Source organism: Pseudomonas sp. S3_B11 (genome assembly GCF_054667715.1).
The window spans coordinates 6,454,435-6,480,695 of record NZ_CP162749.1; the positions used below are offsets into that span (position 1 = coordinate 6,454,435).

Consider the following 26,261-nt stretch of genomic DNA (forward strand, 5'->3'; position numbering starts at 1 on the left):
ACCCTAGGGATTGGCGGTCACCGCGTTCGCCACCTGCGGCACTTGCGGCAACGCCATGCCCTTGGGCCAGAGCATCCAGATCTGGCCCTGTTGCTTCATGTCCCCGGCCAGTTGTCCGGCCGCCTCGCCCGTGCCCCAGAACAGGTCCGCCCGCACTTCGCCTGCAATTGCACCGCCAGTGTCCTGGGCGGCGACGGGCCGGTTCAAGGTGCTGCCGTCGGGGCGCGTGGTGGATAGCCACAGCAGGCTGCCCAGCGGAATCACCTTGCGGTCCACCGCCACGCTGTAGCCGGCTGTCAGCGGTACATTCAGAGAGCCTCGCGGGCCTTCGTTGCTGTCGGGGTTACGGTTGAAGAACACGTAGCTGGGGTTGCTGCCCAGCAATTCGGGAATACGGTTCGGGTTGGCCTTGGCCCAGGCACTGATGGCGCCCATGGTCACGTCTTCTTTCTTCAGCTCGCCCTGTTCAACCAGCCAGCGCCCGATGGGGCGGTAAGGATGGCCGTTCTGGTCGGCATAACCAATGCGCAGTTGGCGGCCATCGGCGAGTCGAATGCGTCCCGAACCCTGGATTTGCAGGAACTGCAGGTTCATGGGGTCGGTCAGCCAGGCGATGACCGGCGCCTTTACCCCGTTGGTTTCGATGGTGGCCGCGTCGTCGTATGGCTTGAGCACCCGGCCTTCGAGGCGGCCACGCAGGCGTTTGCCCTTGAGCTCAGGGTAAATGCTGTCCAGCGACACAATGATCATGTCCTCCGGCACACCGTAGACCGGGATATTCGCTGTAGCGGTCTGGGTGAGGCTGCCGGGGTAGACCGGCTCGTAGTAGCCGGTAATCAGGCCGTTGGGGCTGTTGTCTCCCGAGCGAAGGCCATAGACGTCCAGGTTCTGTTTCAGGAAATTGCGTACATCCTGTGCGGTTTGCGGCACATTGATCGCTGCCGCGCAGGTCGGGCCCCAGGTCGCATCGGCCTTGAGCCGGGTGCAGGCACTGCGCCAGGAGCCGAAACCGGCCAGCAGGTCTGCATCGGACACCGACGGCAACGCCTCCCACGGTGCGCTGACATAGGTGGCGAGGGCGTGGGTCTGAGGTTCTTCGACCTTTTCGCCGCGATTACAACCGGCCAACAGTGCGATCAGCGGTAGGGTCAATGCCAGGCCTTTGTGCCAGGTCTTGATGCGGCTGTTCATGAAGATTTCCTTTGCAGTCATTCGAACGCTGTCAGGCGCTCGAACAACCCGTATTGTTGATAGGGCCATTGGTCTTTACCGATGACCCGAGGATACTAACTGCCGTTTCCTGCCCCGAGGCCAAGATGTTTGTAAAACGATTTTCCATGGCCGTACTGGCCTGCCTGATGTTATCCGCCTGTGGCGGCGTCGATCCCAATTCTCCCCTTGGCCAGCGCAAGGCGATCTTCAAGCAGATGCTCAAGACCAACGAAGAGTTGGGCGGCATGTTGCGTGGGCGAGTCCCGTTCGATGGCCCACGATTTGCCGAAGGCGCGGCGCAACTGGATCAACTCTCCCATGAGCCGTGGAAACACTTTCCGCAAGTGCGCGAGCAAGACCACACCAGCGCCCGGGATGAGGTCTGGCAAAAGCAGGCGCGTTTTCAGGAAATGGCCCGCAACCTTGAAGCCGCCACTGGTGAGTTGGTGATCGCCAGCAACGTCCAACCCTACAAGGCCAGTTACTTGGGGCCGGCGGTGCAAAAGGTCGAGGATGCGTGCAGTGCCTGTCATAAGGAGTTTCGGGATCATTGACATGTCTTGAAAGATCGCAGGCTCCTACAGGGGATCGCATTCATCCTGCAGGAGCCTGCGATCTTTTCAATGTTCACTTGTCCAGCTCGTCCACCGCTTCCTGCAGTTCCTTGCGGGAGGTTGCCAGCTTGTCCTTGCGTTTGTTGATCCGCTCGGCGTCGCCTTTTTTCATGGCCTTTTCCAGGTCGGCCTGACGCCGGCTGACCTCGTGCTTGGCATCGAGCACCTTGTTTTCGCGCTCCTTGCGCAAGGACGCATCGGTGCAATGGCTGGTGACTTCGTCCAACGCGGTTTCCAGGCCTGCCTGCTGGTCCTGGTTGCCACGGGACTTGGCCAGTTCGATCTGGTTGATGATGCCCTGGCGCTTGGCCGCGCAACCGGTGAGCTCCGGGGCTTGCTCGTCCGCCATCAAGGGGGCGGCCATGGCACTGCATAAGACCAGCAGGGCAACGGGGGACAGGAAATTCATAGCAACTCCGTAAAAAATCGCGAGCGGTCGGTACAGATGCGCTGTTGGAACGCATGCTTGCCCCTTGGGTTCAACCGCACAGGGCCCGGATTAAAAACCGTCGACCCCGGCAGTGTGTAATACGTCACTCAAGGCCAGCACCCGCGGGTCGCGAAAAAATGCGCTCAGTTGCGCGGCGCGTCCCGGTCCGATGCCGGCCTCGGCTTGCCATTGTTCGGTGCTGCGCTCGGCCAGCGCCTGCCACGGCCCCTCCAGCCGGGCCTCACCAGCGGGCGGCAGGCCCAGGGCCTTGAGCCATTGCTCGAAAGGGCGTTGTCGGGCGCTGTGCAGGCTGGCGAGCAGGCGGGTGCTGCTGTGTTCGCCGAAGCCGGCAATGTTAGCAAGCTCGGCGGCATCGAGGGTCATCCAATCCAGCAATCCGTCGAGTCGTCCGGCGGCCAGCAGCTTTTCCCAGGTGCCGGGGCCGACGTGGGGCAGGGCAAGCCCTTGTTTGCCGCTGAGCCAGCCCAGTCGCGCGAGGAACTGGCTTTCACAGCCGGGTGTCGGTTGCCAGCAACTCAAGAAGTGATAATCGGTTTCCGCAGGGACGTTGAGGTTCTTCCGCTCGACGCTGCGCAGCACGACGCTGTCGAGCCGTGGGATGGTCAGCCCGGCCAGGCTGATAGCGACACGGTCGCCGGGGCGAATGTCCATCTCTTCCCAACGCTTGAGGGAACTGACACTTACCCGGCGAATCCACCGGTCGTCGAGTCGGATGCGTTCAAGCTCCAGTACGGGGGTGATGCGTCCGGTGCGACCGACCTTGAAGTGCACCTTGCGCACTTCGGCCAGCGCCTGGGCATACGGGTATTTCCAGGCCACGCTCCAGAACGGCGCCCTGGCCTGCCAGCGGTCGGCGGGTGGGCGGCGGCTCTGGTGCAGGACGATTCCGTCGCTGGCGAATGGCAGCGGCGTGCGGTACCAGTGATCGCGCCACTGCTCGGCATCGGCCAATGTCCGCACAGGTTGGTTGTAGTCGAGGGTGTCAGCGAAGCCCAACGCGTTCAGCGCAGCCATTCGCTCGGGCAGGGTGTCCGGCCCTTCCGGCCAGTCCCAGACAAACAGGCCGATATACACCCCATCGTGCACCGTCAAACTGCTGCGTGCCATCAAGCCTGCCATGGTCCCGCGGGCGTTCACGCTGCCGCTGCTGGCTTGGACATGGGCCTCCAGGCGCCAGTACAACTCGCCCTGGACGACCAGGTCTACGGACTGGTGCAGTCGCTGGGGGATGGCGCCGATCTTGCGCGCATTCGTGGTCCAGTCATGTCCTTGGACGCCATCGCCACGGCTGATTGCCTGATGCAGGCGACCCTTGCGATAGACCAGGGTTACCGCCACACCGTCGACTTTCGGCTGGGCCCAGACGTCCTCCCGACCGCGCAGCCAGGCCCCCACGGCGTCGGCGTCCTTCAGCTTTTCCAGGCCGGTATGGACCACGGGGTGCGGAACCTTTCCGCCCGTTGAGCGCAGCGGATCGTCGGGTGCCGCGAGGTTGAAGCAGCGGCGCCATTGGCCCAACTGTGCGCGGGACTGATCATACAGTTCGTCGGCCACCGGCGATTGACCGAGGCGGTGATAGCCGTCGTCCCAGGTGTCGATTTGCTGTTGCAGCGCGGCGATCTCGGCCCGGGCGCGTTCAGTGGGCCAGTCGGGACAGGGCGCGGCGAGCGCAGGAATGGCAATGAAGACAAGACAGGCGAGTGCATACAAAAACGGTGGCATCGAAGCATCCTTGCTTGGTTGAGTACTGAAGGCTAGCCACCGTCCCGGAAGTTGCGAGGCCCGGAGCGTTACCGGATTTTGCGGGGTCTGGTGGCAAAATCGCGGCGGTACAGTGCGAGGCGATTTAGCCGTGCAACTGTGCCTTGCCCTCCTCAACGGCCGGCGCAGAATGGGCTTTCGATTCACCGCTGCCTGGAATGCTCCCGATGGAACTGTCGACGCTCGCTGTTTTCATCCCGGCCTGCTTTGCGCTGAACATGGCGCCGGGGCCGAACAATCTGCTGTCCATCAGTAACGCCTCGCGTTATGGCTTCGTCCGGGCGTGCAGTGGCGGCATTGGTCGATTGCTGGCGTTTGCGATCATGATCGCCCTGGCAGCGGTGGGGCTCACCGCCGTGCTGCACACCTCGGAGTTGCTGTTCCTGGGGATCAAGCTCGTCGGTGCCGGCTACCTGTTCTATTTGGCCGTGCAATTGTGGCGGGCCCAGCCTGAGGCCGGCAGTGAAGCCGCGGTCGCGTCGATGAGCCGGGCCGGCCTGGCGCGTCAGGAGTTCCTGGTGGCGATCGGCAATCCGAAGGCGATCCTGTTGTTTACCGCGTTCCTGCCGCAATTCGTCGACCGTACAGGCACCGTCACCCAACAATTCGCCGTGCTGGGAGGTTTGTTCCTGGCACTGGAGTGCATCGCCATCGGCCTGTATTGCTACATGGGCATTTACGCGCGACGGCTGTTCGCCCGGCCTAGCGGCAAGCGCCTGTTCAATCGGATGTGTGCGGGACTGCTGGCCAGTGCGGCTTCGTTTTTGCTGGTGGCACGGCGGACTTAGAAGAGGGCCCCTTGTCATAAAGCGGGTTTGAGTTTATTCAAGGCATGAAAAAGCCCCTGACGACCCAGTCGCCAGGGGCTTTTCTTTACACCCCGGTATTACAGGCCGGCAGCGGCGCGCAGGGAGTCGGCGCGGTCGGTTTTTTCCCAGGTGAACGTGGTGAAGGTATCGTCACCCACGGTCTTGGTCTGCGGCGTACGACCGAAGTGGCCATAGGCTGCAGTGTCCTGGTACATCGGGTGCAGCAGGTCGAGCATGGTGGTGATGGCGTATGGACGCAGGTCGAACACTTCACGGACCAGGTTGATGATCTTGTCATCGCCGATCTTGCCGGTGCCGAAGGTATTCAGCGAGATCGACGTAGGCTGGGCCACGCCAATGGCGTAGGAAACCTGGATCTCGCAGCGCTCGGCCAGGCCGGCGGCGACGATGTTCTTGGCGACATAACGGCCGGCGTAGGCCGCCGAACGGTCAACCTTCGATGGGTCCTTGCCGGAGAACGCGCCGCCGCCGTGACGAGCCATGCCGCCGTAGCTGTCGACGATGATCTTGCGACCGGTCAGGCCGCAGTCGCCCACCGGGCCGCCGATGATGAATTGGCCAGTCGGGTTGATGTGAAACTGGGTGTCCTTGGACAGCAGCTCGGCAGGCAGCACGTGCTTGACGATCAGTTCCATCACGCCTTCGCGCAGGTCTTTGTAGGACACTTCTGGGTTGTGCTGGGTCGACAGGACAACGGCATCGATACCCACCACCTTGCCGCCTTCGTAACGGCAGGTCACCTGGGACTTGGCGTCCGGGCGCAGCCAAGGCAGCAGGCCGGATTTGCGGGCCTCGGCCTGGCGTTGAACCAACTGGTGCGAGAAGGTGATCGGGGCCGGCATCAGCACGTCGGTTTCGTTGCTGGCGTAGCCGAACATCAGGCCTTGGTCGCCGGCACCCTGGTCTTCCGGCTTGGCCCGATCAACGCCTTGGTTGATGTCGGGGGACTGCTTGCCGATGATGTTCATCACGCCACAGGTCGCGCCGTCGAAGCCGACGTCGGAGCTGTTGTAGCCAATGCCCAGGATCACGTCCCGGACGATCTGCTCCAGGTCGACCCAGGCCGACGTGGTGACTTCGCCGGCGATGATCGCCACGCCCGTTTTCACCAGAGTCTCGCACGCCACGCGGGCGAACTTGTCTTCAGCAATGATGGCGTCCAGCACCGCATCAGAAATCTGGTCGGCGATTTTGTCCGGATGCCCTTCAGACACGGACTCGGAGGTGAAAAGGGAGTATTCGCTCATCTCGATGTTTTCCTACAAGTTACCGTTGGTGAGTGTCGCCAGTCGGCCGCTGAAAGTGGCGAACCTGGATCTGGAAACCATTACGTAAGCCTACATAGAGGCTTTCCCCGGGCACGAGGCCCGCAGCGGTGGCCCAGCGGGCCAGGTCGTCCTGTTCGAAGCCGAGCCAGAGGTCGCCGCAGGCCTCCCTGGCCCAGCTCTGGTTGTGGCTGCATAACTCCGTCACCAGCAGGCTGCCGCCCGGTTGCAGCAGGCCGGCCATGTGCCTGAGTGCGTCGGCCGGCGCGGCGAAATGATGCAGCACCATGTTCAAGACCACGCAGTCGGCCTGCAGGCTCATGCCATCCAGGGCATCGGCCAGTTGCAGGCTGACGTTAGCCAGGGCCTCGCGTTCACACACTTGGCGCGCCAGTTCGAGCATGGCCGGGCTGTTGTCCAGCGCCGTCACCTGGCTGAAGCGTCGCGCCAGCTCCGGCAGAAAAGCTCCATCACCGGGGCCGACTTCGATCGCCGTGGCCGTGGCTTCGAAGCTTAGTTTGTCGAGCAGCGCCACGACGCTTTCGCGGTATTGCGGCAGCCCGGCGATCAGGTCTTGCTGGGCGCGAAATTTCTCGGCGACCCGGGCGAAAAAGTCCTGGCTGGCGGCGGCCCGTTGCCCGTGTACCTGGGCGATGCGAGCCTGTACGTCGATCGGCAGGTTCAGCGCGTCCACTTCGTCCAGCAGCGCCGCGTGCAGCTTGCCGCCCAACAGGTCGGTGTGGGGCAGGGCACGGCGATAGAAAATGGCGTTGCCTTCGCGGCGGGTCGCCACCAGGTCAGCCTGGGCCAGGACCTTGAGGTGGTGGCTCATGCCGGATTGGCCGATGCCGAAGATCTGCGCCAGTTCCAGCACGCCGAACGAGTCGTTGGCCAGGGCGCGCAATACATTGAGCCGCAACGGATCGCCGCCGGCCTTGCAAAGGGCCGCCAGCTCATCGCAGTCGTCGTGGCGAATGGAAGGCGCAGGTAAGTTCATAGTGCGGCAGTCTAGTGAGGGGTTTCGATCATCGCAAGTTCAATATCAAAAAGTTTTGATATTGGTTGATAAATGGCACTTCCCAACCTGTGCTTGACTCTACAAGCCATCAGCGGAAAGGTTTCACCAGGCGAATGCGACTTTATCCACCGGAAAAACGCCCGAGGATGACTATCTGTCATTGCCCCGGGGTGGGTGGGTGAGGGAAAATGCTCGCCTTTTTTCAGTTCCATTTTTATTCATTCTCGATTCAATACCCGCAGGAGAACAGCGATGCCCAGCCGTCGTGAGCGTGCCAATGCCATTCGTGCCCTCAGCATGGATGCCGTGCAGAAAGCCAACAGCGGCCATCCCGGTGCCCCCATGGGTATGGCGGATATCGCCGAGGTGCTTTGGCGCGACTACCTCAAGCACAGCCCGAGCAACCCAGCCTTCGCCGACCGTGACCGTTTCGTACTGTCCAACGGTCACGGCTCGATGTTGATCTACTCGCTGCTGCACCTGACCGGCTACGACCTGTCGATCGATGACCTGAAAAACTTCCGCCAACTGCACAGCCGCACCCCGGGCCACCCGGAATACGGCTACACCCCAGGCGTGGAAACGACCACCGGTCCATTGGGCCAAGGCCTGGCCAACGCCGTGGGTTTTGCCCTGGCGGAAAAAGTCCTGGCCGCGCAATTCAACCGCCCCGGCCATAACGTCGTCGATCACCACACCTACGTATTCCTGGGTGATGGCTGCATGATGGAAGGCATTTCCCATGAAGTCGCCTCCTTGGCCGGCACCCTGGGCCTGGACAAGCTGATCGCTTTCTATGACGACAACGGCATCTCCATCGATGGCGAAGTCGAAGGCTGGTTCACCGACGACACCCCCAAGCGCTTCGAAGCCTATAACTGGCTGGTGATCCGCAACGTCGACGGCCACGATCCGGAAGAGATCAAGACCGCCATCGAGACTGCCCGCAAAAGCGCGCAGCCGACCCTGATCTGCTGCAAGACCACCATCGGTTTCGGCTCGCCGAACAAGCAAGGCAAGGAAGACTGCCACGGCGCGCCACTGGGTGCCGAGGAAATCGCCCTGACCCGCGCCGCGTTGAAGTGGAACCATGGCCCGTTCGAAATCCCGGCCGACATTTACGCCGAGTGGGATGCCAAGGAAAAAGGCCGCGCGCTTGAAGCCGAATGGGACCAGCGTTTCGCCGCGTATTCCGCCGAATTCCCTGAGCTGGCAAACGAGCTGGTGCGTCGTCTCAGCGGCGAGCTGCCGGCTGACTTCGCCGAAAAAGCCTCGGCGTACATCGCAGAAGTCGCCGCCAAGGGCGAAACCATCGCCAGCCGCAAGGCCAGCCAGAACACCCTGAACGCCTTCGGCCCGTTGCTGCCGGAACTGCTGGGCGGTTCGGCCGACCTGGCCGGTTCCAACCTGACCCTGTGGAAAGGCTGCAAAGGTGTCAGCGCTGAAGACGCCAGCGGCAACTACATGTACTACGGCGTTCGCGAGTTCGGCATGAGCGCGATCATGAACGGCGTGGCCCTGCATGGCGGCCTGGTGCCTTACGGCGCGACCTTCCTGATGTTCATGGAATACGCCCGCAATGCCGTGCGCATGTCGGCGCTCATGAAAAAACGCATCCTGTATGTGTTCACCCACGACTCCATCGGCCTGGGCGAAGACGGCCCGACTCACCAGCCGATCGAGCAACTGGCGAGCCTGCGTTGCACGCCGAACCTGGACACCTGGCGTCCATGCGATGCCGTGGAATCGGCAGTGGCGTGGAAATACGCGATCGAGCGTAACGACGGCCCGTCGGCGCTGATCTTCTCCCGCCAGAACCTGCAGCACCAGAACCGCGATGCCGACCAGATCGGTGACATCACTCGCGGCGGCTACGTGCTCAAGGACTGCATCGGCGAGCCTGAACTGATCCTGATCGCCACCGGTTCCGAAGTCGGCCTGGCCGTCCAGGCCTACGACAAGCTGACCGAGCAGGGCCGCAACGTACGCGTAGTGTCCATGCCTTGCACCAGCGTGTTCGACGCCCAGGATGCTGGCTACAAGCAAGCGGTGTTGCCGCTGCAGGTCAGTGCGCGGATCGCCATCGAGGCTGCTCACGCTGATTACTGGTACAAGTACGTGGGCCTGGAAGGCCGCGTGATCGGCATGACCACCTACGGCGAATCGGCACCTGCGCCGGCGCTGTTCGAGGAATTCGGCTTCACCCTGGAAAACATCCTGGGTCAGGCTGAAGAGCTGCTGGAAGACTAAGTCCAGGCATGTATTGCCTGTTCTGACGCTATCGCGGGCAAGCCTTGCTCCCACAGGATGTGCATACCCCCACTGGGAAAGTGCCAGTCTGTGGGAGCAAGGCTTGCCCGCGATGACTGCGGAACATTCAGCGCTGTACTCCATGGATTCACTCTGGTCAGAGAACCCCCCATGCCCCAACCGCGTCCCTACAAAGTTGCACTCAACGGCTACGGCCGGATAGGTCGTTGCGTCTTGCGTGCGTTGTTCGAGCGAGGGGCCAAGGCCGGTTTCGAAATTGTGGCGATCAATGATCTGGCCGACATGGCCAGCATCGAATACCTGACACGCTTTGACTCCACCCACGGCCGGTTCCCCGGCGAAGTGCGGGTCGAGGGCGATTGTCTGCATATCAATGGCGACTGCGTGAAGGTCCTGCGCAGTGCCACCCCCGAAGGCATCGACTGGGCGTCCTTGGACGTCGACCTGGTGCTCGAATGCTCCGGCGCCTACCACACCCGCGAAGACGGCCAGCGTTTTCTCGCTGCCGGCGCGCCAAGGGTGCTGTTCTCCCAGCCAATGGCCAGTGAAGTGGACGTGGACGCCACTATCGTCTATGGCGTGAACCAGGATTGCCTGACCGGCGAAGAGCTGCTGGTGTCCAACGCGTCCTGCACCACCAACTGCGGCGTGCCGCTGTTGCGCCTGCTGGACCAAGCCATTGGCCTGGAATATGTGTCGATCACCACCATTCACTCGGCGATGAACGACCAGCCGGTGATCGACGCCTACCATCATGAGGACTTGCGCCGCACCCGTTCGGCGTTCCAATCGGTGATTCCGGTGTCCACTGGTCTGGCGCGCGGCATCGAACGGCTGTTGCCGGAACTTGCGGGGCGAATTCAGGCCAAAGCCGTGCGGGTGCCGACGGTCAACGTGTCCTGCCTCGACATTACGATGCAGACCGTGAGCGATACCGACGCCACCGAGGTCAACCGGATCCTGCGCGAAGCCGCCACCAGCGGTCCGCTCAAAGGCCTTCTGGCCTACACCGAGTTGCCTCATGCCAGTTGTGATTTTAACCATGACCCACATTCGGCCATCGTCGATGCCAGCCAGACCCGTGTTTCCGGGCCGCGGCTTGTGAATATCCTGGCCTGGTTCGACAACGAATGGGGGTTTGCCAACCGAATGCTGGACGTTGCCGAGCATTACCTGCAAACCGCTTCTAAAAAACCTGCTCTCTAAACAGTTACCCAGGAATTGCGACCCATGACCGTGTTGAAGATGTCCGACCTCGATCTGCAAGGTAAGCGCGTACTGATCCGCGAAGACCTCAACGTCCCCGTCAAGGACGGTGTTGTCACCAGCGACGCGCGTATCCTGGCTTCGCTGCCGACCATCAAGCTGGCCCTGGAAAAAGGTGCGGCCGTGATGGTCTGCTCCCACCTGGGCCGTCCGACCGAAGGCGAGTTCTCGGCGGAAAACAGCCTCAAGCCTGTGGCCGATTACCTGAGCCGTGCCCTGGGGCGCGAAGTGCCATTGGTCGCTGATTACCTGGGCGGCGTGGACGTGAAGGCCGGCGATGTCGTGCTGTTCGAAAACGTGCGCTTCAACAAGGGCGAGAAAAAGAACGCTGACGAACTGGCCCAGCAATACGCCGCCCTGTGCGACGTGTTCGTGATGGACGCTTTCGGCACCGCCCACCGCGCCGAGGGTTCGACCCATGGCGTGGCGAAGTTCGCCAAAGTCGCTGCCGCAGGCCCGTTGCTGGCTGCCGAGCTGGACGCACTGGGCAAGGCCCTGGGCTCCCCGGCCCAGCCGATGGCTGCCATCGTCGCCGGCTCCAAGGTCTCCACCAAGCTGGACGTGCTCAACAGCCTGAGCCAGGTCTGCAACCAGTTGATCGTCGGTGGCGGCATCGCCAACACGTTCCTCGCCGCTGCGGGTCACCCGGTCGGCAAATCCCTGTACGAACCGGATCTGCTGGACACCGCCCGGGAAATCGCCGCCAAGGTCAGCGTACCGTTGCCGGTGGACGTGGTCGTGGCCAAGGAGTTCGCTGAAAGCGCCACCGCCACCGTCAAGCTGATCGATGACGTAGCCGAGGACGACATGATCCTCGACATCGGCCCGCAAACCGCAGCCAACTTCGCCGAACTGCTGAAATCTTCCAAGACCATACTGTGGAATGGCCCGGTCGGCGTGTTCGAGTTCGACCAGTTCGGCAACGGCACCAAGGTACTGGCCCAGGCCATCGCCGACAGCGCTGCGTTCTCCATCGCCGGTGGTGGCGACACCCTGGCCGCGATCGACAAGTATGGCGTGGCCGAGCAGATATCCTACATTTCTACCGGTGGCGGCGCATTCCTCGAGTTCGTCGAAGGCAAGGTGTTGCCTGCCGTGGAAGTCCTGGAAAGCCGGGCCAAGGCCTGAAGCTGCATTGACCAGGCAAAGGAGTGTTCTGATGGTCAAGACGATCCCGTTGCTGTTGGCGGCGACGATGCTGGTGGCTTGCTCAAGCAGCCCGCAGGCTCCGGCCCCGCAACCCGGCACGCCGGCTCCTGAAGACGGCTGTTATCAGGCCGACTGGCAGGCCGAGACCAACCCGGTGCTGAACAAGCGTTCCGGACCGGACGGCCTGGAAAAATACGAGACGCAAACCCCGACCAAGGAACATGGCTGTCCTTGACGGGTCTGACTCTTAACTCATGGCTGGCGGCGTGTGCCGTCAGTCGAGGAACACGGATGAAAGGCTTGATCGCCGTCGTGGCGTTGGTATTGCTGGGCGGTTGTGCACAGTTGGACTTTTTGCACACGTCCGAACCTGTTGAAGGTTGGACGACCTGGACTTGTGACAGCGAGGCCAAAGTGCTCTGGCGCTACACCGACACCGCCCACAAGGAAGTCGATGTTCGCCTGGGCGGCGCCGATAAGGTTTATCGCCTCAAGCTTGAGCCGGGTGCTGAAGGTTCACTGTACAGCGATGACATGCTGGCGTTTCACGTCAAGGGTGAGGAAGGCCTGGTGTATTGGGTCGCCACCAATGATTTGATTGGGCGTGGCTGCAAGGCCGAGTGACAAGATTGATCCACACGGATCCAGAGGCTGGAACAGAACCAATGTGGGAGCGAGCTTGCTCGCGATAGCGGTGTATCAGGTGACAGTGATGTTGCATGTGCCGCCCTCATCGCGAGCAAGCTCGCTCCCACAGGGATTGCGTCAGTATCTGGGTTTAGCGATACCGAACACGCAGCTCGGGCCGACCCCCGATCCGCAATGACTTGAATAGCCGCCGCCGCTCCGGCAGGCTGGCACGATTAACGACCCTCGACCGGGAGAGAGACACAATGGCACTTATCAGCATGCGTCAGATGCTGGACCACGCAGCCGAGTTCGGCTACGGCGTTCCAGCCTTTAACGTCAACAACCTTGAGCAGATGCGCGCCATCATGGAAGCCGCTGACAAGACTGACTCTCCGGTGATCGTCCAGGCTTCGGCCGGTGCCCGCAAATACGCCGGCGCGCCGTTCCTGCGTCACCTGATCCTGGCTGCGATCGAAGAATTCCCGCACATCCCGGTGTGCATGCACCAGGACCACGGCACCAGCCCGGACGTCTGCCAGCGCTCCATCCAGCTGGGCTTCAGCTCGGTGATGATGGACGGTTCCCTCGGCGAAGACGGCAAGACCCCGACCGACTACGAATACAACGTACGCGTCACCCAGCAGACCGTGGCCATGGCCCACGCCTGCGGCGTGTCGGTGGAAGGTGAGTTGGGTTGCCTGGGTTCGTTGGAAACCGGCATGGCCGGTGAAGAAGACGGCATCGGCGCCGAAGGCGTGCTGGACCACAGCCAGATGCTGACCGACCCGGAAGAAGCCGCGGACTTCGTCAAGAAGACCCAGGTCGACGCCCTGGCCATCGCCATCGGCACCAGCCACGGCGCCTACAAGTTCACCAAGCCGCCAACCGGCGACGTGCTGGCGATCGACCGCATCAAGGAAATCCACAAGCGCATTCCCAACACCCACTTGGTGATGCACGGTTCTTCCTCGGTTCCACAAGAGTGGCTGGCGATCATCAACCAGTACGGTGGCGACATCAAAGAGACCTATGGCGTGCCGGTTGAAGAAATCGTCGAAGGTATCAAGTACGGCGTGCGCAAGGTCAACATCGATACCGATCTGCGCCTGGCTTCTACTGGTGCGATGCGTCGTTTGATGGCGACCAATCCGAGCGAGTTTGATCCGCGTAAGTTCTTCGGTGCGACCGTGACTGCGATGCGTGATGTGTGTATTGCGCGTTATGAGGCGTTTGGTACTGCGGGTAATGCTTCCAAGATCAAGCCGATCTCTCTGGAGGCTATGTATCAGCGGTATCTGAAAGGTGAGTTGAACGCTAAGGTTAATTGATGTTTTAGCGTTTTGAGAAACCCGCAGTGATGCGGGTTTTTTTATGAGTGGGGTTTGTGTGTGTATCCGTTTTTTTGGGTGACGGCGGCTTATGGTTCCGCCCTTACGGCGGCTCACTTTTGAAGAGCGCAAAAGTAAGCAAAACGCTCCTGCCCCACCACTCGGTGCCTCGCTAGGGCTCGGCATGCCTGAACGAAGGCATTGCTCCGTGGGCCCGCCGCGAAGGGCCATCCATGGCCCAGCGCGGCTACCTCGGCATCCATGCCGAGGTGCCCACTCCACAATGCCTGCGTTCAGCCATCGTGGTTAACGGGGCGCCGAGATCAACGTCCACCGCGAGGCGGCCTTATAGCCGACCTGACTCTCCCGGTCGTACTCCCGTCAGATCTGTGGGAGCAGGACCTGTGGGAGCAAAGCTTGCTCGCGAAGACGGTGGCACATCCAGCGCTGATGCAAGCTGATCGATCGCTATCGCGAGCAAGCTCGCTCCCACAGGGGATCATCTCCCACCGGGAGGGCTTGGTCTTCGAGCCCACGCTATTCAATGATGCCGAACACGTCGGTGACATCCTGAACCAGGATCCGAGCAACATTGGTGAGGGTATTGAAGTCGCTGGCGGCCGAATCGCGCAGGGTGGCGCAGGCGTGAAGCTCTGTTAGCGGGGCAGTCTTGTCAATGAACAGCACAGGTTGTGTGGTGGCGATCGGGGTCAAGGGCGTGAAGCGGTTAATCGATTGATGCGTGGTCATAGATGAAATTCCCTATAGAAAAAGAATTGCCACCTTTTTTGCTGCGAAACAAAGTGGGTGGCAGCTACGCGCGGGTTCGCAGACCGAGAATGACCAAACCCGGCAGACCCAAAGGCCTCCCACGCGCAACGGCCATAAAATGAATGTCGGCAATTTTGCCTGAGTTTTCATTTTGCGGTGCAAAGTCATTGTTCTCTGTCGGGCTGCGAAACCCTTGCCCACTGACCAAAGCCAGCAGACAAGCCGAACTATAGAGGAGATTTTCGAAGCCAAAATCGACCTGTAGGACGCCCACAACCCCCTGTGGCGAGGGAGCTTGCTCCCGCTCGGGGGCGCAGCCGCCGTAAAGTCGGCACATGCGGTGGGGCTGACGGAAAGAGGGGGGCTGCTTCACGCCCAACGGGGATAAATCCCCCTCGCCACAAGAGGGGGTTTCCTACGAGATTATCGGAAGTGAAATTTCAGGTGTTGTGATCGATATCCAGCACGCTGAACGTCACTTTCCCGCCTTCACTGGTGTAGCCAGTGTTGTCCTGCACGTACACCCCAGCCTTGAAGTACAACGGCTTGACCCGCCAAGTGGAGCTGATGGTGGTGTACCAGCTACGACCCGCCGCAGTAATGCCCAGGTCGCCGGTACGGTCAAGGTGGATCCGGTAACTGAAGGACTGATTGAGTTTCACGCCGGAGGCGACGGTGATGACCCGGCCTTCATCGTCATCGGGGCGCATGCGCACCTTGGCGACGATGTCCCCGGTGCTGGTGGCATCCTTGTATTGGTATTCCAGCTTCACCAAGGGTTTGCTGCTGTCCTTGGCATGAATCTGACCGATCACGATCTTGCCGCTACTGGGCACCTGGCTGACGACCAGGTTTGCACGCAATTGGTTGTCGGCATCGGGGTACAGCCAGTTGCGCAAGGTGCCGTCTTTGTAGGTCTCACGCAATTCGCTGCGCGGGTAGATCGCGTTTTCAGTCTTGGTGCCGGTCACCGGTGACCAGAAATACACCGTGCTGCCTTCGGAGTTGAAATATTTGTCCTGGAACCCATCCACTAGCCGAGGGGTTTCGATGGTTTTCGGCGGACTGCCTTCGGGGATGCTCAGGTTCCAGGTTGCAAGATCGACCATGTTCGGATCCTTTCTGAGAAGAAGAAATGATTTACGCCACAGCCGGAGGCTCTAAGACGCGCTTTTGCTGAGGCCAGAAGGGGGGCAGGCGAATGTTTGGCACGTTCGTCTGGCGGAGGGTTGGCGTCAACAGTCCGTCAGAGTTGCGTTTGTCGCTTTTGTGCCCGAGACAAACGACCGTTGGTCGACTATTCCGATTTTTTCGGAACCTTGTGCGATGGCTATTTGACTCTTTCGCCATGCGCGGACAAAAAAACACCCTGAATGGGTGCTTCGAAGGTGGGTCGATAGCAGCGTTCCATGCTGCTAATACGGGCGGGGGAGTGCTCAAAGGGTGGCGTGTTTGATTTCTAGCAGGCTGAACGTCACTTTGCCGCCTTCGGTGGTGTAGCCGGTGTTGTCCTGAACGTAGACGCCCGCTTTGAAATACAGCGGTTTGACCTTCCAGGTAGCGTCGACAGTGGTTCTCCAGTTGTAGCCTGCCGCACTGATGCCCAGTGCGCCCTTCGGGCTGAGGTGGATCATGTAGGTAAAGCTCTGGTTGAGCTTCACGCCGGTGGCGATGGTGATGACTTGACCGGTTTCGTCGTCGGGGCGCAAGCGCACCTTGGCGACGATGTTGCCGGTGGAGCTATAGGTTTTGTACTGGTACTCCAGTTTCACCATGGGGCTGGTGCTGTCTTTGGTGTGGATCTGACCGATCACGATCTTGCCGGAGCTGGGCACCTGGTTGACGCTGACGGCGGCACGCAGGGTGTTGTCCGCCGCCGGGTACAACCAGTTGCGCAGGGTACCGTCGCTGTAGGTTTCGCGCAGTTCGCTGCGTGGGTAGATCGCGTTTGCAGTCTTGGTGCCGGTCACCGGCGCCCAGAAGAACAGCGTGCCGGTGTCGGAGTGGAAATATTCATCCTTGAACCCTTGGGCCAGCCGAGGCGTTTCGATGGTGGTGGCGGGGCTGCCTTCGGGAATGCTCAAGTTCCAAGTGTTGAGATCGATCATGGTCGGATCCTGCGTAACGGGCGTAAAAGTGCTGAGTACCAAAGCGGGAGGCTCTACTCCGAGCATTTGGAATGGGTTGATCACGCAGGAAGGGGTCTTTTTGAGTAACCATCCGGCGGATGTTTGACGTCAATTGTTCGTCAAACATGTCAATTGCAGCATCTATGCCTGGATGGATGACCGTTAGTCGGTAGTTTCGAGCTAGACATGAACTATGGCGCATCGATAGTGTCGCGTTGGGCGGGCGGCATTCCGTTGCTGCCCTGGCGTCACGCAAAGCACCTAGATGTGATCGATATCCAGCAAGCTGAACGTCACGGTTCCGCCTTCGGTGGGATAACCGGTGTTGTCCTGCACGTACACGCCCGCCTTGAAGTACAGCGGCTTGTCGCTCCAAGTGGAGCTGATGGGGGAGCTCCACTGGTAACCCGCGCCATTGATGGTCAGGACGCCGGCGGGGCTGAGATGGATCAGGTAAGAGAAGGATTGATTCAGTTTGATGCCCGTGGCGATGGTGATGACCTGGCCTGTTTCGTCGTCCGGGCGCATGCGCACCTTGGCGACAATGTTGCCGGTGGAACTGTAGGTTTTATATTGGTATTCCAACTTCACCATGGGGCTGGTGCTGTCCTTGGCATGGATCTGACCAATCACGACCTTGCCGGTGCTGGGCACCTGGCTGACGGCCAGGGTGGCTGCCAGCTTGTTGTCCGCCGCCGGGTACAGCCAATTGCGCAAGGTGCCGTTGCTATAGGTTTCACGAAGTTCACTGCGCGGATAAATAGCATTAGTGGTCGTGGCGCCGGTCACCGGTGCCCAGAAAAAAACCGTGCCGGAATCGGAGTGGAAATACTGGTCCTGGAACCCCTGCACGAGTTGAGACGTTTCGATGGTGGCCGGAGGGCTGCCTTCGGGGATGCTCAGGTTCCAGGTTGAGAGATCGATCATGGTGGGATCCTATGTCACTCGATGAAAAAGCTGCACACCACAAAGCAAGGCTCTAGGCCGGTCTTTTCGGGGCGTACGGATGAGCGACGGAAGAAACTGGCTGGCAACCTTTCGGCGGATGGCTGACGTCAATTGTCCGTCGAAGTCGTCTGTGCAGCTTTTGTGCCCGAGGAGGGTGACCGTTAGTCGGCTATTTCGGGCTTTGTCTGGATGATGGCGCGTTGACACCTACTGCTTTTCACAATCCCGGTCTAGAGTGAGGGGACAGTATTTGTCCGCTTTGCTACGTAAAAACGGACGTGGCGCCCGATAAGAGAAGCAGCATGGAATGCGCGCAACCACCGCTCGGCGAAGACAGCTCTGTCCTTTTGATTGTTGATGATTACCCTGAAAACCTGCTCAGCATGCGAGCCTTGTTGCAGCGTCAGGATTGGCAAGTCATGACCGCGTCCTCGGGGGTCGAGGCGCTTAACCTGCTGCTTGAACACGACATCGATCTGGTTCTGCTGGATGTGCAGATGCCCGACATGGACGGTTTCGAAGTGGCGCGCCTGATGCGCGGTAGCCAGCGCACGCGGCTCACGCCGATCATTTTCCTGACGGCCAATGAGCAATCCCAGGACGCGGTCATCAAGGGCTACGCCAGTGGCGCCGTGGATTACCTGTTCAAACCCTTCGATCCGCAAATCCTCAAGCCCAAGGTCCAGGCGCTGCTCGAGCACCAGCGCAATCGCCGGGCCTTGCAGCGCCTGAGCCAGGATCTTGAAGCGGCCAGGGCCTTCAATGCCTCGGTGCTGGACAACGCCGCCGAAGGCATCCTGGTGGTGGACGAGAATGGCTGTATCCGCTTCGCCAACCCCTCTACCTGCCGCTTGCTCAATGCCACCGCCGAGCAATTGCAGGGCATGCCGTTCCTGGATTTCCTGCAGAAACCGCATATCCCCGAGTGGCTCGATTCCGATATCCACAACGCCTATCGTCGGGGTGAAACCTGGCGATTGCATGACGCGGTCCTGCGCACGGCGCCCGGCCAGCAGGTGTCGGTGGCCTTGTCCTGTGCGCCGTTGCCGTCGGAGCAGAAGGCGATGGTGGTGACACTCCAGGACATGTCCGTGGTTCGCCACTTGCATCAGCAACTCGAATACCAGGCTGTCACGGACCCGCTGACCGGTTTGCTCAACCGCCGGGGGTTCTACCAGACCGCCGAAAACCTGTTGATGCGCAGCGAGCGCCTGGAAAGCAACTGGGTGCTGCTGTACCTGGACCTCGATGGTTTCAAGCGGGTCAATGACTCGCTGGGGCACGATGCCGGGGACCGGGTATTGCGCTGGGTGTCGGAACAGTTGAAGGCGTGCCTGCGCCCGTTCGATATCCTGGCGCGGCTGGGCGGGGACGAGTTCACCGCGCTGCTGGACCTGGAGTTCCCCGAGCAAGCGGCCAAGATCGCCGAGAAACTCATCGAGCGAGTCGCGATCTGCCAGCAGATTGAAGGCATGGATGTGGCACTGGGGGCCAGCATCGGCATCGCGACGTACCCGGATTGCGGCGCCAATCTCGATGGGTTGCTGCGGGCGTCCGACATCGCCATGTACGAAGCCAAGCGTGCCGGCCGCCAGCAATACCGTTTTTACGATCATGAAATGAACGGTCGAGCCCGTTCACGGCTGATGCTGGAAGAGAGCGTGCGCTCGGCCATCGAGAACCGCGACTTCAATATGGTCTATCAACCGCAGGTAAGCATCATCGATGGGCGGATCCGCGGGTTCGAGGCGCTGTTGCGCTGGCAGCACCCCAGTGTCGGTGATGTTCCGCCGGGCCTGTTCCTGCCCTTGCTGGAAGAGGCGCGGTTGATCAGCCGGTTGGGCAGCTGGATTTATCATCGCAGCGCCGCCCAGCGCAAAGTCTGGGAACGCTTGTTCGCTGACGACCTGGTGTTGGGGGTGAGCCTGAGTAGCACCCAGTTCGGCATGCCCAACCTGGTGACCGAGTTGCGCCAGGTCCTGGAACGCCATGCCTTGAAGCCCCGGCAACTGGAGGTGGAGGTGACCGAGGATGCGCTGATGCGCAATCCCGATGAAACCCACAAGCAACTGCGACTGCTGCGTCACCTCGGAGTGCGGGTGGCATTGGATGACTTTGGTTCGGGGCCCTGTTCGCTGACGCATCTGCGTGACCTTGAGCTCGATACCCTCAAGCTCGACCGGCACTTGATCGCCCGCGTGCCGGGATCGCCCCGGGATGCCGCGTTGGCCGCTTCGGTGATCGACCTGTGTGGACAACTGGGCTTGCGGGTGATTGCCGAAGGGGTGGAAACCCGCGAGCAATATGAGTGGCTGCAGGCCCATGGCTGTGAGTACGTGCAGGGGTTCCTCGTGGCGCGGCCCTTGATGGCCGAAGACACCAATGCCTTCGCCACGCCGTTTGACTGGAGCGCGGTGCAGGCTTGAATTCGCTACACTGGTGGCCTCTTGTGACTGTGTTGCCCCTTGATGACCGCGCTCAAATACCTCCAGGCCTACCCCGCCGCCCTGCAAGCCCAGGTGCAGCAATTGATCGCCCAGGACCGACTGGGCGATTATCTGCAACAGCGCTATCCGGGCCGACATCTGATCCAGAGCGACAAGGCCCTGTACGGTTATGCGCTGGACCTCAAGCAGCAGTACCTGCGTAACGCGCCAGCCATCGACAAGGTGCTGTTCGACAGTCGCCTGGACCTGACCCACCGCGCCCTCGGCCTGCATACCGCGGTGTCGCGGGTGCAGGGTGGCAAGCTCAAGGCCAAGAAGGAAATCCGCATCGCTGCGTTGTTCAAGGACGCGGCGCCCGAGTTCCTGAAGATGATCGTGGTGCACGAGCTGGCGCACTTCAAGGAGTCGGACCACAACAAGGCGTTCTACCAACTCTGCGAGCACATGCTTCCGGGGTATCACCAGTTGGAATTCGACCTGCGGGTGTACCTGACCTGGCGGGACCTGCAACCCCACAAGGAATGACCGAATGGATGTCAGCAAGACCAAGACCAGCTTCTACCGTCGCTTGTACGTGGCTTACCTGATCGACAGCGGTGTGGCCAGCAACGTCCCGGCCCTCACCGAAACCACCGGCATGCCACGGCGTACGGCCCAGGACACCATCGCCGCGCTGGCTGACCTGGATATCGTTTGTGAGTTCGAGCAAGAGGACGGCGCTCGCAATCATGCCGGGCGGTATCGGATTCGCGATTGGGGGGCGATCGATCGGGGGTGGATCGAGGGGAATTTGCCGCGGATCAAGGCGGTACTGGAGTATCCCTGAATATTGGATTTGCCTGGGCCGGCCCTATCGCGAGCAAGCTCGCTCCCACATTTGATCGTTGTTCACTGAAGATCCCTGTGGGAGCGAGCTTGCTCGCGATGGCGTCCTCAGGGCCGATGCATGCCGATGTGCGGAATCCCATCCTCCATATACTCCACACCCACCACTTCAAACCCGTACCGCCCGTAATACCCCTGCAAATGCGCCTGGGCCGACAATGAGATCGACGTACCGGGCCAATATTTCTCGGCCTGCTTGAGCGCCTGTTCCATCAACGTGTGGCCCAGCCCCTGGCCGCGCGCTTGCGGCGCGATGATCACGCGCCCGATCACCACGTCACTGTTTTGCGAATGCGGGTCGAGCAAGCGCAGGTAGGCCACCAGGTGGTTGTCCTGCCAGGCCATCAAATGGCACGTGTCGCCTTCAAGGTCCAGGCCGTCAACATCCGGGTAGGCGCAGTTCTGCTCGACAACGAACACTTCGGCACGCAATTTGAGGATGGCATACAGCTGTTCCTTGCTCAGGTCACTGTGATGTTTACAGACCCACTCGATATCCATTTTTTGAATTTCCTGAAGAACCTGATGCCGATATTAAGCGTGCTTGGCCCGGAAGTCTCTTTCTCGGTCGACCGGAAAATCTGTGATAAATACCAAAATGCCATCATTCCTCTGTCGCGGCGTTGTCGTCTTTGTGTAATCTTCGTGACAGCGCTGCGCAGCGGTTCCAATGAGCTAATGTTAGGACCGGGTGTCTGAGGATGCCTGTTGAGTTTCGGCTAAAAACAAACCGGGCTTTGAACCCGTCAAGGACGTTTGGCATGCCGCGATTGCATCGAGCTCTTGCATTGATCGGGTTGTTGTTACTGAGCTACGAGGCCTGCGCGCAAAAGCTGCGTCTGGTCGCCGATGGCTGGCCACCCTTTACCGACTCCACGTTGATCAATGGTGGCCTGGCGACCGATATCGTCAGCACGGCCCTGGCACGGGCCGGCTATGCCTCGGACTTCGAACAGGTGCCCTGGGCCCGGGCGATGCTGGGCATCGGCGAGGGCCGCTATGACGTGCTGGTCAACGCCTGGTACAGCGAGGAGCGCACTCACATCGGCCAGTTCTCGGCCGAGTATCTGCTCAACCGTGTGCGCTTCATCAAGCGCAAGGACGAAGCGATCCAGTTTGACAGCCTGCAACAGCTGCGTGCCTATCCCATCGCCGTGGTTCGCGGCTACGCCTATTCCAAGGACTTCGACGAAGACCCGCAAATGCAAAAAGTCCCGGTGCATAACTTCGCGATGGCGGTGCGCATGCTGGCTGCCGATCGCGTGAAGTTGACCCTGGAAGACGAGTACGTCGCCCGCTATTACCTGGCCCGCGAATCCGCCAAGGTGCGTAACGCCGTGGAATTTTTGCCCAAGGCATTGAGTGAAAACAGCCTGCACATCCTGGTCAGCTTGAAGAACCCGGAGCATGAGCAGATCGTGGCGGGGTTTGACCGGGAGATCGCGGCGATGAAGGCGGATGGGAGTTATGCGCGGTTAATGAAAGCTCACGGAATGTAGGGCGCCTGGGCTGGCCTCATCGCGAGCTTGCTCGCGATGAGGCCAGTGTAAACACCACAGCCCTCAAGCCTCGCTGGTGTCCTTGACCAAATGCGCCGCCAAGGTCCGCAACGGACCGAGCTGACGGCAGATCAACCCCAATTGTGTCTGCACCAACCGCTGGCCTTCGTCGATCTCATCGGGCATCTGCTCAAGCTCATTGGCCAGGGCCTCCTCCTCGTCGCTTTGGACCACAATCGGCGTTTTACTCGCCAGGCCCTGGGCGATTTCGTCGATGCTCGTCGCCAGCTTCACCCCCGCGCCATCGATCAGTTGCTCGCGTACCTGCGCCGGCAGTTCGGTGCCCCGGTGGGCGCCCAGGCCCGACAGGTAGCTGAGCAGGGTGTGGGACAACACCAGGAAGCGGAACCCCACATCGGCTTCCTTACGGAAATGTCCCGGCTCCATCAGCATGTTGGCCAGCGTGGTGGACAACGCGGCATCGGCGTTGTGGGCGTTGCGTCGGGCCAGGCGATAGGCCAGGTCGTCGCTTTTGCCAGCGGCGTACTGCTGCATGATCTGGCGCAGGTAGATGCTGTTGCAGGTCAGCGTGTTGGCCAGCACCTTGTTCAGCCGTCGGCCCTGCCAGTCGGGCAGGAACAGGAAAACCGCAAGCCCGGCAATCAGGCTGCCGAGCAAGGTATCGAACAGCCGCGGCAACAGCAGCCCGTAGCCGTCGCCCACCTGGTTGAAGCAGAACAGCACCATGATGGTGATCGCCGCCGTCGCCAGGGTGTAGCGGGTCGTGCGGTTGGTAAAGAACACCACCCCGGCGGCAATGGCGAAGCTCGATTGCACCAGCGGGTTGGGGAACAGATCGAACAACGCCCAGGCCACGGTCAGGCCGATGGCGGTGCCGATGATCCGCTGGCCGAGCTTGCGCCGGGTGGCGCCGTAGTTGGGCTGGCACACGAAGAGTGTGGTGAGGATGATCCAATAACCCTGGGACGGGTGGATCAGATGCACCATGGCGTAGCCCACGCTCAGAGCCAGGGGCAAACGCAGGGCATGCCGGAACAGCAGCGAAGTGGGCGTCAGCTGCGTGCGCAAGCGCAGCCAGACATCCTTGAGGTTGCGCGGCGAGCGGTCGAGCAGGCTGCTGTCGGTGGCGTCGGCCAGGGCGTCGGGGTTGCTGGCATCGCTGAGCAGGCGGTCCATGGTGGCAAGATTCACTGACAGTGCCCGCAACGAACGCAGCAGGCCGCGCCAGGCCGGGTTGCTCTGGATGCGCAGGTGTTCGAGGGACGCATGCAGGTCGTTGAGGGCCTCGGCAAAGGTGTCGTCGTAGACGAACGGCTGACGCAGTTGGATCGACTCGGCCAGTGCCTGGCAGGCCTTGCCTTGCTGACGCAGCAGGCGCTGGCAGCGGAACAGCACGTCGCTGTGGAAGAAGGCCTCGGCCAGGGCGTTGTAGGGATAGTGAGAAGAGCTGGCGCGTTCGTGGATGTCCTGGGCCAGGAAGTACAGTTTCAGGTACCGGCTGACTTTCGAGCCGGGGCGGCCATTGCCCACGCGGTGCAGGATGATTTCCTTGGCACTGTTGAGCGCAGCGACCACCCGGCCGTTTTGCTGGGCCAGTTCCAGGCGGCGGGCTTCGACGTCCAGTTGGCGGATCGGCTCCAGGAGCGATGATTTGAGTTTCAGGTAGCGCCCCAGTTCGCGAAACAGCCGCGCCAGGCTTTGTTGCACCGGTTGGTTGGAAAACAACGCCTGCCACAACACCGACAGCAAGCCGTACCACGCGGCACCAGCGACCAGCAGCAGGGGTTCATGCCAGAAATCGTTGACTGCGCCACCGCGTTGGTCCACGCCGATCATGGTGTAGACCGAAAGAATCAGCGTGGCCGAGGCGATGGCGCCATAGCGCTCACCCAGCGCGCCCAGCATGGTCAGGCCAAAGGCAGCCAGGGCCAGGGCGATGATGAACAGGACGGGGTAGGGGAACAATAACTCAACCGACAGTGCTGCGACGGTGAAGCACACCAGGGTCACGGCCAGCGCGTTGAGGCGGCCCTGCCAACTGTCGTCCGTCTCGGCCAGGGCGCTGGCGATGATGCCCAGGAACAAGGGAATCAGCAGCACCATTTCGTCCAGGTACCAGCACAGCCCCATGCTGCCGGTCAGGGCGATGAAGACCCGCACGCTATAACTGAACTTATCCAACGCCCAAAGGCGACGCAAAGACTGGCTAAACGAATTCGCTGACATGAAGTGCACGGGCCTGACGGGCAATGACGCTAAATTGAGGCAGTAATGACGCCGACGCAATGGCGGCGATCACATCTGACAGCAAAAAGTGTTCCGGGGTATACCCCCGAACCTCTGTGGGAGCGAGCTTGCTCGCGATAGCGGTGTCTCAGGCAATTCAATAGTGGCTGACACACCGCTTTCGCGAGCAAGCTCGCTCCCACAGGGTTATTGCCCGCATTCGAGTCGTGTCGGGTCAGACGTATTGCGCCGCCGCATACCCCGACGCCCACGCCCACTGGAAGTTGAACCCGCCCAGGTGCCCGGTGACATCCAGCACTTCGCCGATGAAATACAGCCCGGGGCTTTTCAGCGATTCCATGGTCTTGGACGAGACTTCCCGAGTGTCGACGCCGCCCAGGGTGACTTCGGCGGTGCGGTAGCCTTCGGTGCCGGCGGGGACGACGTTCCAGCTCGCCAGTTTTTCGGCGATGTCTGCCAGCTCCGCATGGGTGTATTGCTTCATGGGTTTGGACACGAACCAGGTGTCCGCCAGCAGGTTGGCCATTTTCTTTGTGAACAACTCGCCCAGCAACGTCTTGAGTTCGCTGTTGGGGCGTTCGGCCTGCTGCTGTTGCAGCCATTGCGGCACGTCGTGGTCGGGCAACAGGTTGATCTGCACCGTGTCCCCCGATTCCCAGAACGACGAAATCTGCAGGATCGCCGGACCGCTCAGGCCGCGGTGGGTGAACAGGATGTTCTCGCGAAAGCTCTGGTCGTTGCAGCTCACCAGGCAATCCACCGATGTGCCCGAGAGTTCGGTGCAGAGGGTCTTGAGCTGATCGGTGATGGTGAACGGCACCAGGCCGGCGCGGGTTGGCAGCAGTTCATGGCCAAACTGTTTTGCCACCTGATAGCCGAAACCGGTCGCCCCCAGGGTCGGGATCGACAGTCCGCCCGTGGCGATCACCAGGGACTGGCAGACGAGGGCGCCGAGGGTGGTTTGCAGCAGGTAGCCGCCGTCGGCTTTTTCGATCTGCGTAATCGAGGTGTCCAGATGCAGGCTGACGCCGGCCTGGTCGCACTCATCCAACAGCAGGCCGAGGATGTCACTGGACTTGTTATCGCAGAACAACTGGCCGAGCTTTTTCTCGTGATAGGGCACGCCGTGCTTGGCCACCAGCGCGATGAAATCCCACTGGGTGTAGCGGGCCAGGGCCGACTTGCAGAAGTGCGGGTTCTGCGAGAGGAAATTGCCTGGCTCGGTGTACATGTTGGTGAAATTGCAGCGCCCACCGCCCGACATGAGGATTTTCTTGCCGGCCTTGTTGGCGTGGTCCAGCAACATCACCTGCCGTCCGCGCGCGGCCGCGGTCAGCGCGCACATCAACCCCGCGGCGCCAGCGCCAATGATCACGACTTCGGTAGAGCGCAAAACGGTGTCCTCTCAGTTTTCCCACATAACTGAATGTGGGAGCGAGCTTTGTGGGAGCAAAGCTTGCTCGCGATCCAGGCGCTGCGGTCCTCAAGAGACCGCGGCGTTTTCATCGCGGGCAAGCCT

General features: G+C 61.0%; 25 protein-coding genes. 12 read left to right on the plus strand and 13 right to left on the minus strand.

Features of this window, described 5'->3' with window-relative positions:
- Positions 1–3: 3 nt before the first annotated feature.
- Entirely contained in the window at positions 4–1,191 is a 1,188-nt protein-coding gene (gene mltA / locus AB4O22_RS28945; RefSeq protein ID WP_460097704.1) for a murein transglycosylase A, read from the minus strand.
- A gap of 125 nt (positions 1,192–1,316) precedes the next feature.
- Between mltA and AB4O22_RS28950 the strand changes: the two genes are divergently transcribed.
- A complete protein-coding gene (locus tag AB4O22_RS28950) occupies positions 1,317–1,766 on the plus strand; it encodes a c-type cytochrome (protein WP_223472157.1) in 450 nt (149 codons plus the stop codon).
- Between the two features lie 73 nt (positions 1,767–1,839).
- Here the strand turns inward: AB4O22_RS28950 and AB4O22_RS28955 are convergent, their stop codons facing one another.
- Together AB4O22_RS28955 and ligB are read right to left on the minus strand one after the other, a co-directional pair.
- On the minus strand, positions 1,840–2,235 hold the full coding sequence (locus AB4O22_RS28955) for a DUF1090 domain-containing protein (protein WP_003206407.1): 396 nt from the start codon (positions 2,233–2,235) through the stop codon (positions 1,840–1,842).
- A 90-nt stretch (positions 2,236–2,325) separates the two neighbouring features.
- A complete protein-coding gene (ligB, locus tag AB4O22_RS28960) occupies positions 2,326–3,999 on the minus strand; it encodes an NAD-dependent DNA ligase LigB (protein ID WP_460097705.1) in 1,674 nt (557 codons plus the stop codon).
- A 206-nt stretch (positions 4,000–4,205) separates the two neighbouring features.
- Here ligB and AB4O22_RS28965 point away from each other — a divergent pair, with 206 nt between their 5' ends.
- The gene (locus AB4O22_RS28965; protein ID WP_003206403.1) at positions 4,206–4,826 is read left to right on the plus strand and encodes a LysE family translocator; all 621 of its coding nucleotides are present in this window, start codon (positions 4,206–4,208) and stop codon (positions 4,824–4,826) included.
- A gap of 98 nt (positions 4,827–4,924) precedes the next feature.
- On the opposite strand, the gene metK is transcribed toward AB4O22_RS28965, so the two are convergent.
- From metK to AB4O22_RS28980, 3 genes are read right to left on the minus strand one after another with little or no spacing between them, the layout of a single operon-like run.
- The gene (gene metK / locus AB4O22_RS28970; protein ID WP_013694443.1) at positions 4,925–6,115 is read right to left on the minus strand and encodes a methionine adenosyltransferase; all 1,191 of its coding nucleotides are present in this window, start codon (positions 6,113–6,115) and stop codon (positions 4,925–4,927) included.
- A 19-nt stretch (positions 6,116–6,134) separates the two neighbouring features.
- Positions 6,135–7,130 carry an ArsR/SmtB family transcription factor gene (locus tag AB4O22_RS28975; protein WP_014340627.1) on the minus strand — a complete coding sequence of 332 codons (996 nt, stop codon included), beginning with the start codon at positions 7,128–7,130 and terminating at the stop codon, positions 6,135–6,137.
- An 11-nt stretch (positions 7,131–7,141) separates the two neighbouring features.
- Positions 7,142–7,363 (minus strand): hypothetical protein, encoded by a 222-nt coding sequence (locus AB4O22_RS28980; RefSeq protein ID WP_460097707.1) that lies wholly within the window; start codon positions 7,361–7,363, stop codon positions 7,142–7,144.
- A 40-nt stretch (positions 7,364–7,403) separates the two neighbouring features.
- Here AB4O22_RS28980 and tkt point away from each other — a divergent pair, with 40 nt between their 5' ends.
- From tkt to fba, 6 genes are all read left to right on the plus strand, one after another.
- Positions 7,404–9,401 (plus strand): transketolase, encoded by a 1,998-nt coding sequence (tkt, locus tag AB4O22_RS28985; RefSeq protein ID WP_013694441.1) that lies wholly within the window; start codon positions 7,404–7,406, stop codon positions 9,399–9,401.
- Positions 9,402–9,572: 171 nt separating this feature from the next.
- Entirely contained in the window at positions 9,573–10,628 is a 1,056-nt protein-coding gene (gene epd, locus AB4O22_RS28990; RefSeq protein ID WP_013694439.1) for an erythrose-4-phosphate dehydrogenase, read from the plus strand.
- Between the two features lie 24 nt (positions 10,629–10,652).
- Complete coding sequence (locus AB4O22_RS28995; RefSeq protein ID WP_003206391.1) at positions 10,653–11,816, plus strand: phosphoglycerate kinase; 1,164 nt, start codon at positions 10,653–10,655, stop codon at positions 11,814–11,816.
- A gap of 31 nt (positions 11,817–11,847) precedes the next feature.
- Entirely contained in the window at positions 11,848–12,072 is a 225-nt protein-coding gene (locus AB4O22_RS29000) for a hypothetical protein (protein WP_460097709.1), read from the plus strand.
- 56 nt (positions 12,073–12,128) lie between these two features.
- Positions 12,129–12,461, plus strand: coding sequence for an MliC family protein (locus AB4O22_RS29005; RefSeq protein ID WP_460097710.1), 333 nt, complete (start codon positions 12,129–12,131; stop codon positions 12,459–12,461).
- Between the two features lie 269 nt (positions 12,462–12,730).
- Positions 12,731–13,795 (plus strand): class II fructose-bisphosphate aldolase, encoded by a 1,065-nt coding sequence (fba, locus tag AB4O22_RS29010; RefSeq protein ID WP_003177554.1) that lies wholly within the window; start codon positions 12,731–12,733, stop codon positions 13,793–13,795.
- Between the two features lie 537 nt (positions 13,796–14,332).
- On the opposite strand, the gene AB4O22_RS29015 is transcribed toward fba, so the two are convergent.
- The 4 genes from AB4O22_RS29015 to AB4O22_RS29030 all read right to left on the minus strand — a co-directional run bounded on the left by AB4O22_RS29015 (position 14,333) and on the right by AB4O22_RS29030 (position 17,622).
- Positions 14,333–14,545, minus strand: a complete 213-nt coding sequence (locus AB4O22_RS29015) for a fructose-bisphosphate aldolase (protein ID WP_460097712.1) — start codon at positions 14,543–14,545, stop codon at positions 14,333–14,335.
- Positions 14,546–15,006: 461 nt separating this feature from the next.
- The gene (locus AB4O22_RS29020) at positions 15,007–15,675 is read right to left on the minus strand and encodes a polysaccharide lyase family 7 protein (protein ID WP_223472163.1); all 669 of its coding nucleotides are present in this window, start codon (positions 15,673–15,675) and stop codon (positions 15,007–15,009) included.
- Between the two features lie 327 nt (positions 15,676–16,002).
- The gene (locus tag AB4O22_RS29025) at positions 16,003–16,674 is read right to left on the minus strand and encodes a polysaccharide lyase family 7 protein (protein WP_223472164.1); all 672 of its coding nucleotides are present in this window, start codon (positions 16,672–16,674) and stop codon (positions 16,003–16,005) included.
- A gap of 282 nt (positions 16,675–16,956) precedes the next feature.
- Positions 16,957–17,622: a polysaccharide lyase family 7 protein gene (locus AB4O22_RS29030; RefSeq protein WP_003206381.1), complete on the minus strand. Its 666-nt coding sequence runs from the start codon at positions 17,620–17,622 to the stop codon at positions 16,957–16,959.
- Between the two features lie 323 nt (positions 17,623–17,945).
- On the opposite strand from AB4O22_RS29030, the gene AB4O22_RS29035 reads away from it, so the two are divergent.
- From AB4O22_RS29035 to AB4O22_RS29045, 3 genes are read left to right on the plus strand one after another with little or no spacing between them, the layout of a single operon-like run.
- A complete protein-coding gene (locus tag AB4O22_RS29035; protein WP_223472165.1) occupies positions 17,946–20,069 on the plus strand; it encodes a putative bifunctional diguanylate cyclase/phosphodiesterase in 2,124 nt (707 codons plus the stop codon).
- Between the two features lie 42 nt (positions 20,070–20,111).
- On the plus strand, positions 20,112–20,615 hold the full coding sequence (locus AB4O22_RS29040; protein ID WP_460097714.1) for a M48 metallopeptidase family protein: 504 nt from the start codon (positions 20,112–20,114) through the stop codon (positions 20,613–20,615).
- 4 nt (positions 20,616–20,619) lie between these two features.
- The gene (locus tag AB4O22_RS29045) at positions 20,620–20,916 is read left to right on the plus strand and encodes a winged helix-turn-helix domain-containing protein (RefSeq protein ID WP_223472166.1); all 297 of its coding nucleotides are present in this window, start codon (positions 20,620–20,622) and stop codon (positions 20,914–20,916) included.
- Between the two features lie 107 nt (positions 20,917–21,023).
- On the opposite strand, the gene AB4O22_RS29050 is transcribed toward AB4O22_RS29045, so the two are convergent.
- Positions 21,024–21,476: a GNAT family N-acetyltransferase gene (locus AB4O22_RS29050; RefSeq protein ID WP_003206373.1), complete on the minus strand. Its 453-nt coding sequence runs from the start codon at positions 21,474–21,476 to the stop codon at positions 21,024–21,026.
- Positions 21,477–21,736: 260 nt separating this feature from the next.
- On the opposite strand from AB4O22_RS29050, the gene AB4O22_RS29055 reads away from it, so the two are divergent.
- The gene (locus tag AB4O22_RS29055; protein WP_460097715.1) at positions 21,737–22,474 is read left to right on the plus strand and encodes a substrate-binding periplasmic protein; all 738 of its coding nucleotides are present in this window, start codon (positions 21,737–21,739) and stop codon (positions 22,472–22,474) included.
- Between the two features lie 63 nt (positions 22,475–22,537).
- Here the strand turns inward: AB4O22_RS29055 and yccS are convergent, their stop codons facing one another.
- Both yccS and AB4O22_RS29065 read right to left on the minus strand, forming a co-directional pair.
- The gene (gene yccS, locus AB4O22_RS29060; RefSeq protein WP_223472167.1) at positions 22,538–24,721 is read right to left on the minus strand and encodes a YccS family putative transporter; all 2,184 of its coding nucleotides are present in this window, start codon (positions 24,719–24,721) and stop codon (positions 22,538–22,540) included.
- Positions 24,722–24,956: 235 nt separating this feature from the next.
- Positions 24,957–26,135 (minus strand): BaiN/RdsA family NAD(P)/FAD-dependent oxidoreductase, encoded by a 1,179-nt coding sequence (locus AB4O22_RS29065; protein WP_223472168.1) that lies wholly within the window; start codon positions 26,133–26,135, stop codon positions 24,957–24,959.
- Positions 26,136–26,261 lie beyond the last annotated feature (126 nt).

What these genes read in the sequence shown, in the direction of transcription:
- metK (WP_013694443.1), bottom strand. Translation starts at nt 6,115, where the DNA reads ATGAGCGAATACTCCCTTTTCACCTCCGAGTCCGTGTCTGAAGGGCAT.
- AB4O22_RS28950 (WP_223472157.1), top strand. Translation starts at nt 1,317, where the DNA reads ATGTTTGTAAAACGATTTTCCATGGCCGTACTGGCCTGCCTGATGTTA.
- AB4O22_RS29000 (WP_460097709.1), top strand. Translation starts at nt 11,848, where the DNA reads ATGGTCAAGACGATCCCGTTGCTGTTGGCGGCGACGATGCTGGTGGCT.
- AB4O22_RS29045 (WP_223472166.1), top strand. Translation starts at nt 20,620, where the DNA reads ATGGATGTCAGCAAGACCAAGACCAGCTTCTACCGTCGCTTGTACGTG.
- AB4O22_RS28995 (WP_003206391.1), top strand. Translation starts at nt 10,653, where the DNA reads ATGACCGTGTTGAAGATGTCCGACCTCGATCTGCAAGGTAAGCGCGTA.
- mltA (WP_460097704.1), bottom strand. Translation starts at nt 1,191, where the DNA reads ATGAACAGCCGCATCAAGACCTGGCACAAAGGCCTGGCATTGACCCTA.
- AB4O22_RS29015 (WP_460097712.1), bottom strand. Translation starts at nt 14,545, where the DNA reads ATGACCACGCATCAATCGATTAACCGCTTCACGCCCTTGACCCCGATC.
- AB4O22_RS29035 (WP_223472165.1), top strand. Translation starts at nt 17,946, where the DNA reads ATGGAATGCGCGCAACCACCGCTCGGCGAAGACAGCTCTGTCCTTTTG.
- AB4O22_RS29050 (WP_003206373.1), bottom strand. Translation starts at nt 21,476, where the DNA reads ATGGATATCGAGTGGGTCTGTAAACATCACAGTGACCTGAGCAAGGAA.
- AB4O22_RS28975 (WP_014340627.1), bottom strand. Translation starts at nt 7,130, where the DNA reads ATGAACTTACCTGCGCCTTCCATTCGCCACGACGACTGCGATGAGCTG.
- tkt (WP_013694441.1), top strand. Translation starts at nt 7,404, where the DNA reads ATGCCCAGCCGTCGTGAGCGTGCCAATGCCATTCGTGCCCTCAGCATG.
- ligB (WP_460097705.1), bottom strand. Translation starts at nt 3,999, where the DNA reads ATGCCACCGTTTTTGTATGCACTCGCCTGTCTTGTCTTCATTGCCATT.
- AB4O22_RS29005 (WP_460097710.1), top strand. Translation starts at nt 12,129, where the DNA reads ATGAAAGGCTTGATCGCCGTCGTGGCGTTGGTATTGCTGGGCGGTTGT.
- fba (WP_003177554.1), top strand. Translation starts at nt 12,731, where the DNA reads ATGGCACTTATCAGCATGCGTCAGATGCTGGACCACGCAGCCGAGTTC.
- epd (WP_013694439.1), top strand. Translation starts at nt 9,573, where the DNA reads ATGCCCCAACCGCGTCCCTACAAAGTTGCACTCAACGGCTACGGCCGG.
- AB4O22_RS29020 (WP_223472163.1), bottom strand. Translation starts at nt 15,675, where the DNA reads ATGGTCGATCTTGCAACCTGGAACCTGAGCATCCCCGAAGGCAGTCCG.
- AB4O22_RS29030 (WP_003206381.1), bottom strand. Translation starts at nt 17,622, where the DNA reads ATGATCGATCTCTCAACCTGGAACCTGAGCATCCCCGAAGGCAGCCCT.
- AB4O22_RS29025 (WP_223472164.1), bottom strand. Translation starts at nt 16,674, where the DNA reads ATGATCGATCTCAACACTTGGAACTTGAGCATTCCCGAAGGCAGCCCC.
- AB4O22_RS28965 (WP_003206403.1), top strand. Translation starts at nt 4,206, where the DNA reads ATGGAACTGTCGACGCTCGCTGTTTTCATCCCGGCCTGCTTTGCGCTG.
- AB4O22_RS28955 (WP_003206407.1), bottom strand. Translation starts at nt 2,235, where the DNA reads ATGAATTTCCTGTCCCCCGTTGCCCTGCTGGTCTTATGCAGTGCCATG.
- AB4O22_RS29055 (WP_460097715.1), top strand. Translation starts at nt 21,737, where the DNA reads ATGCCGCGATTGCATCGAGCTCTTGCATTGATCGGGTTGTTGTTACTG.
- yccS (WP_223472167.1), bottom strand. Translation starts at nt 24,721, where the DNA reads ATGTCAGCGAATTCGTTTAGCCAGTCTTTGCGTCGCCTTTGGGCGTTG.
- AB4O22_RS29040 (WP_460097714.1), top strand. Translation starts at nt 20,112, where the DNA reads ATGACCGCGCTCAAATACCTCCAGGCCTACCCCGCCGCCCTGCAAGCC.
- AB4O22_RS28980 (WP_460097707.1), bottom strand. Translation starts at nt 7,363, where the DNA reads ATGGAACTGAAAAAAGGCGAGCATTTTCCCTCACCCACCCACCCCGGG.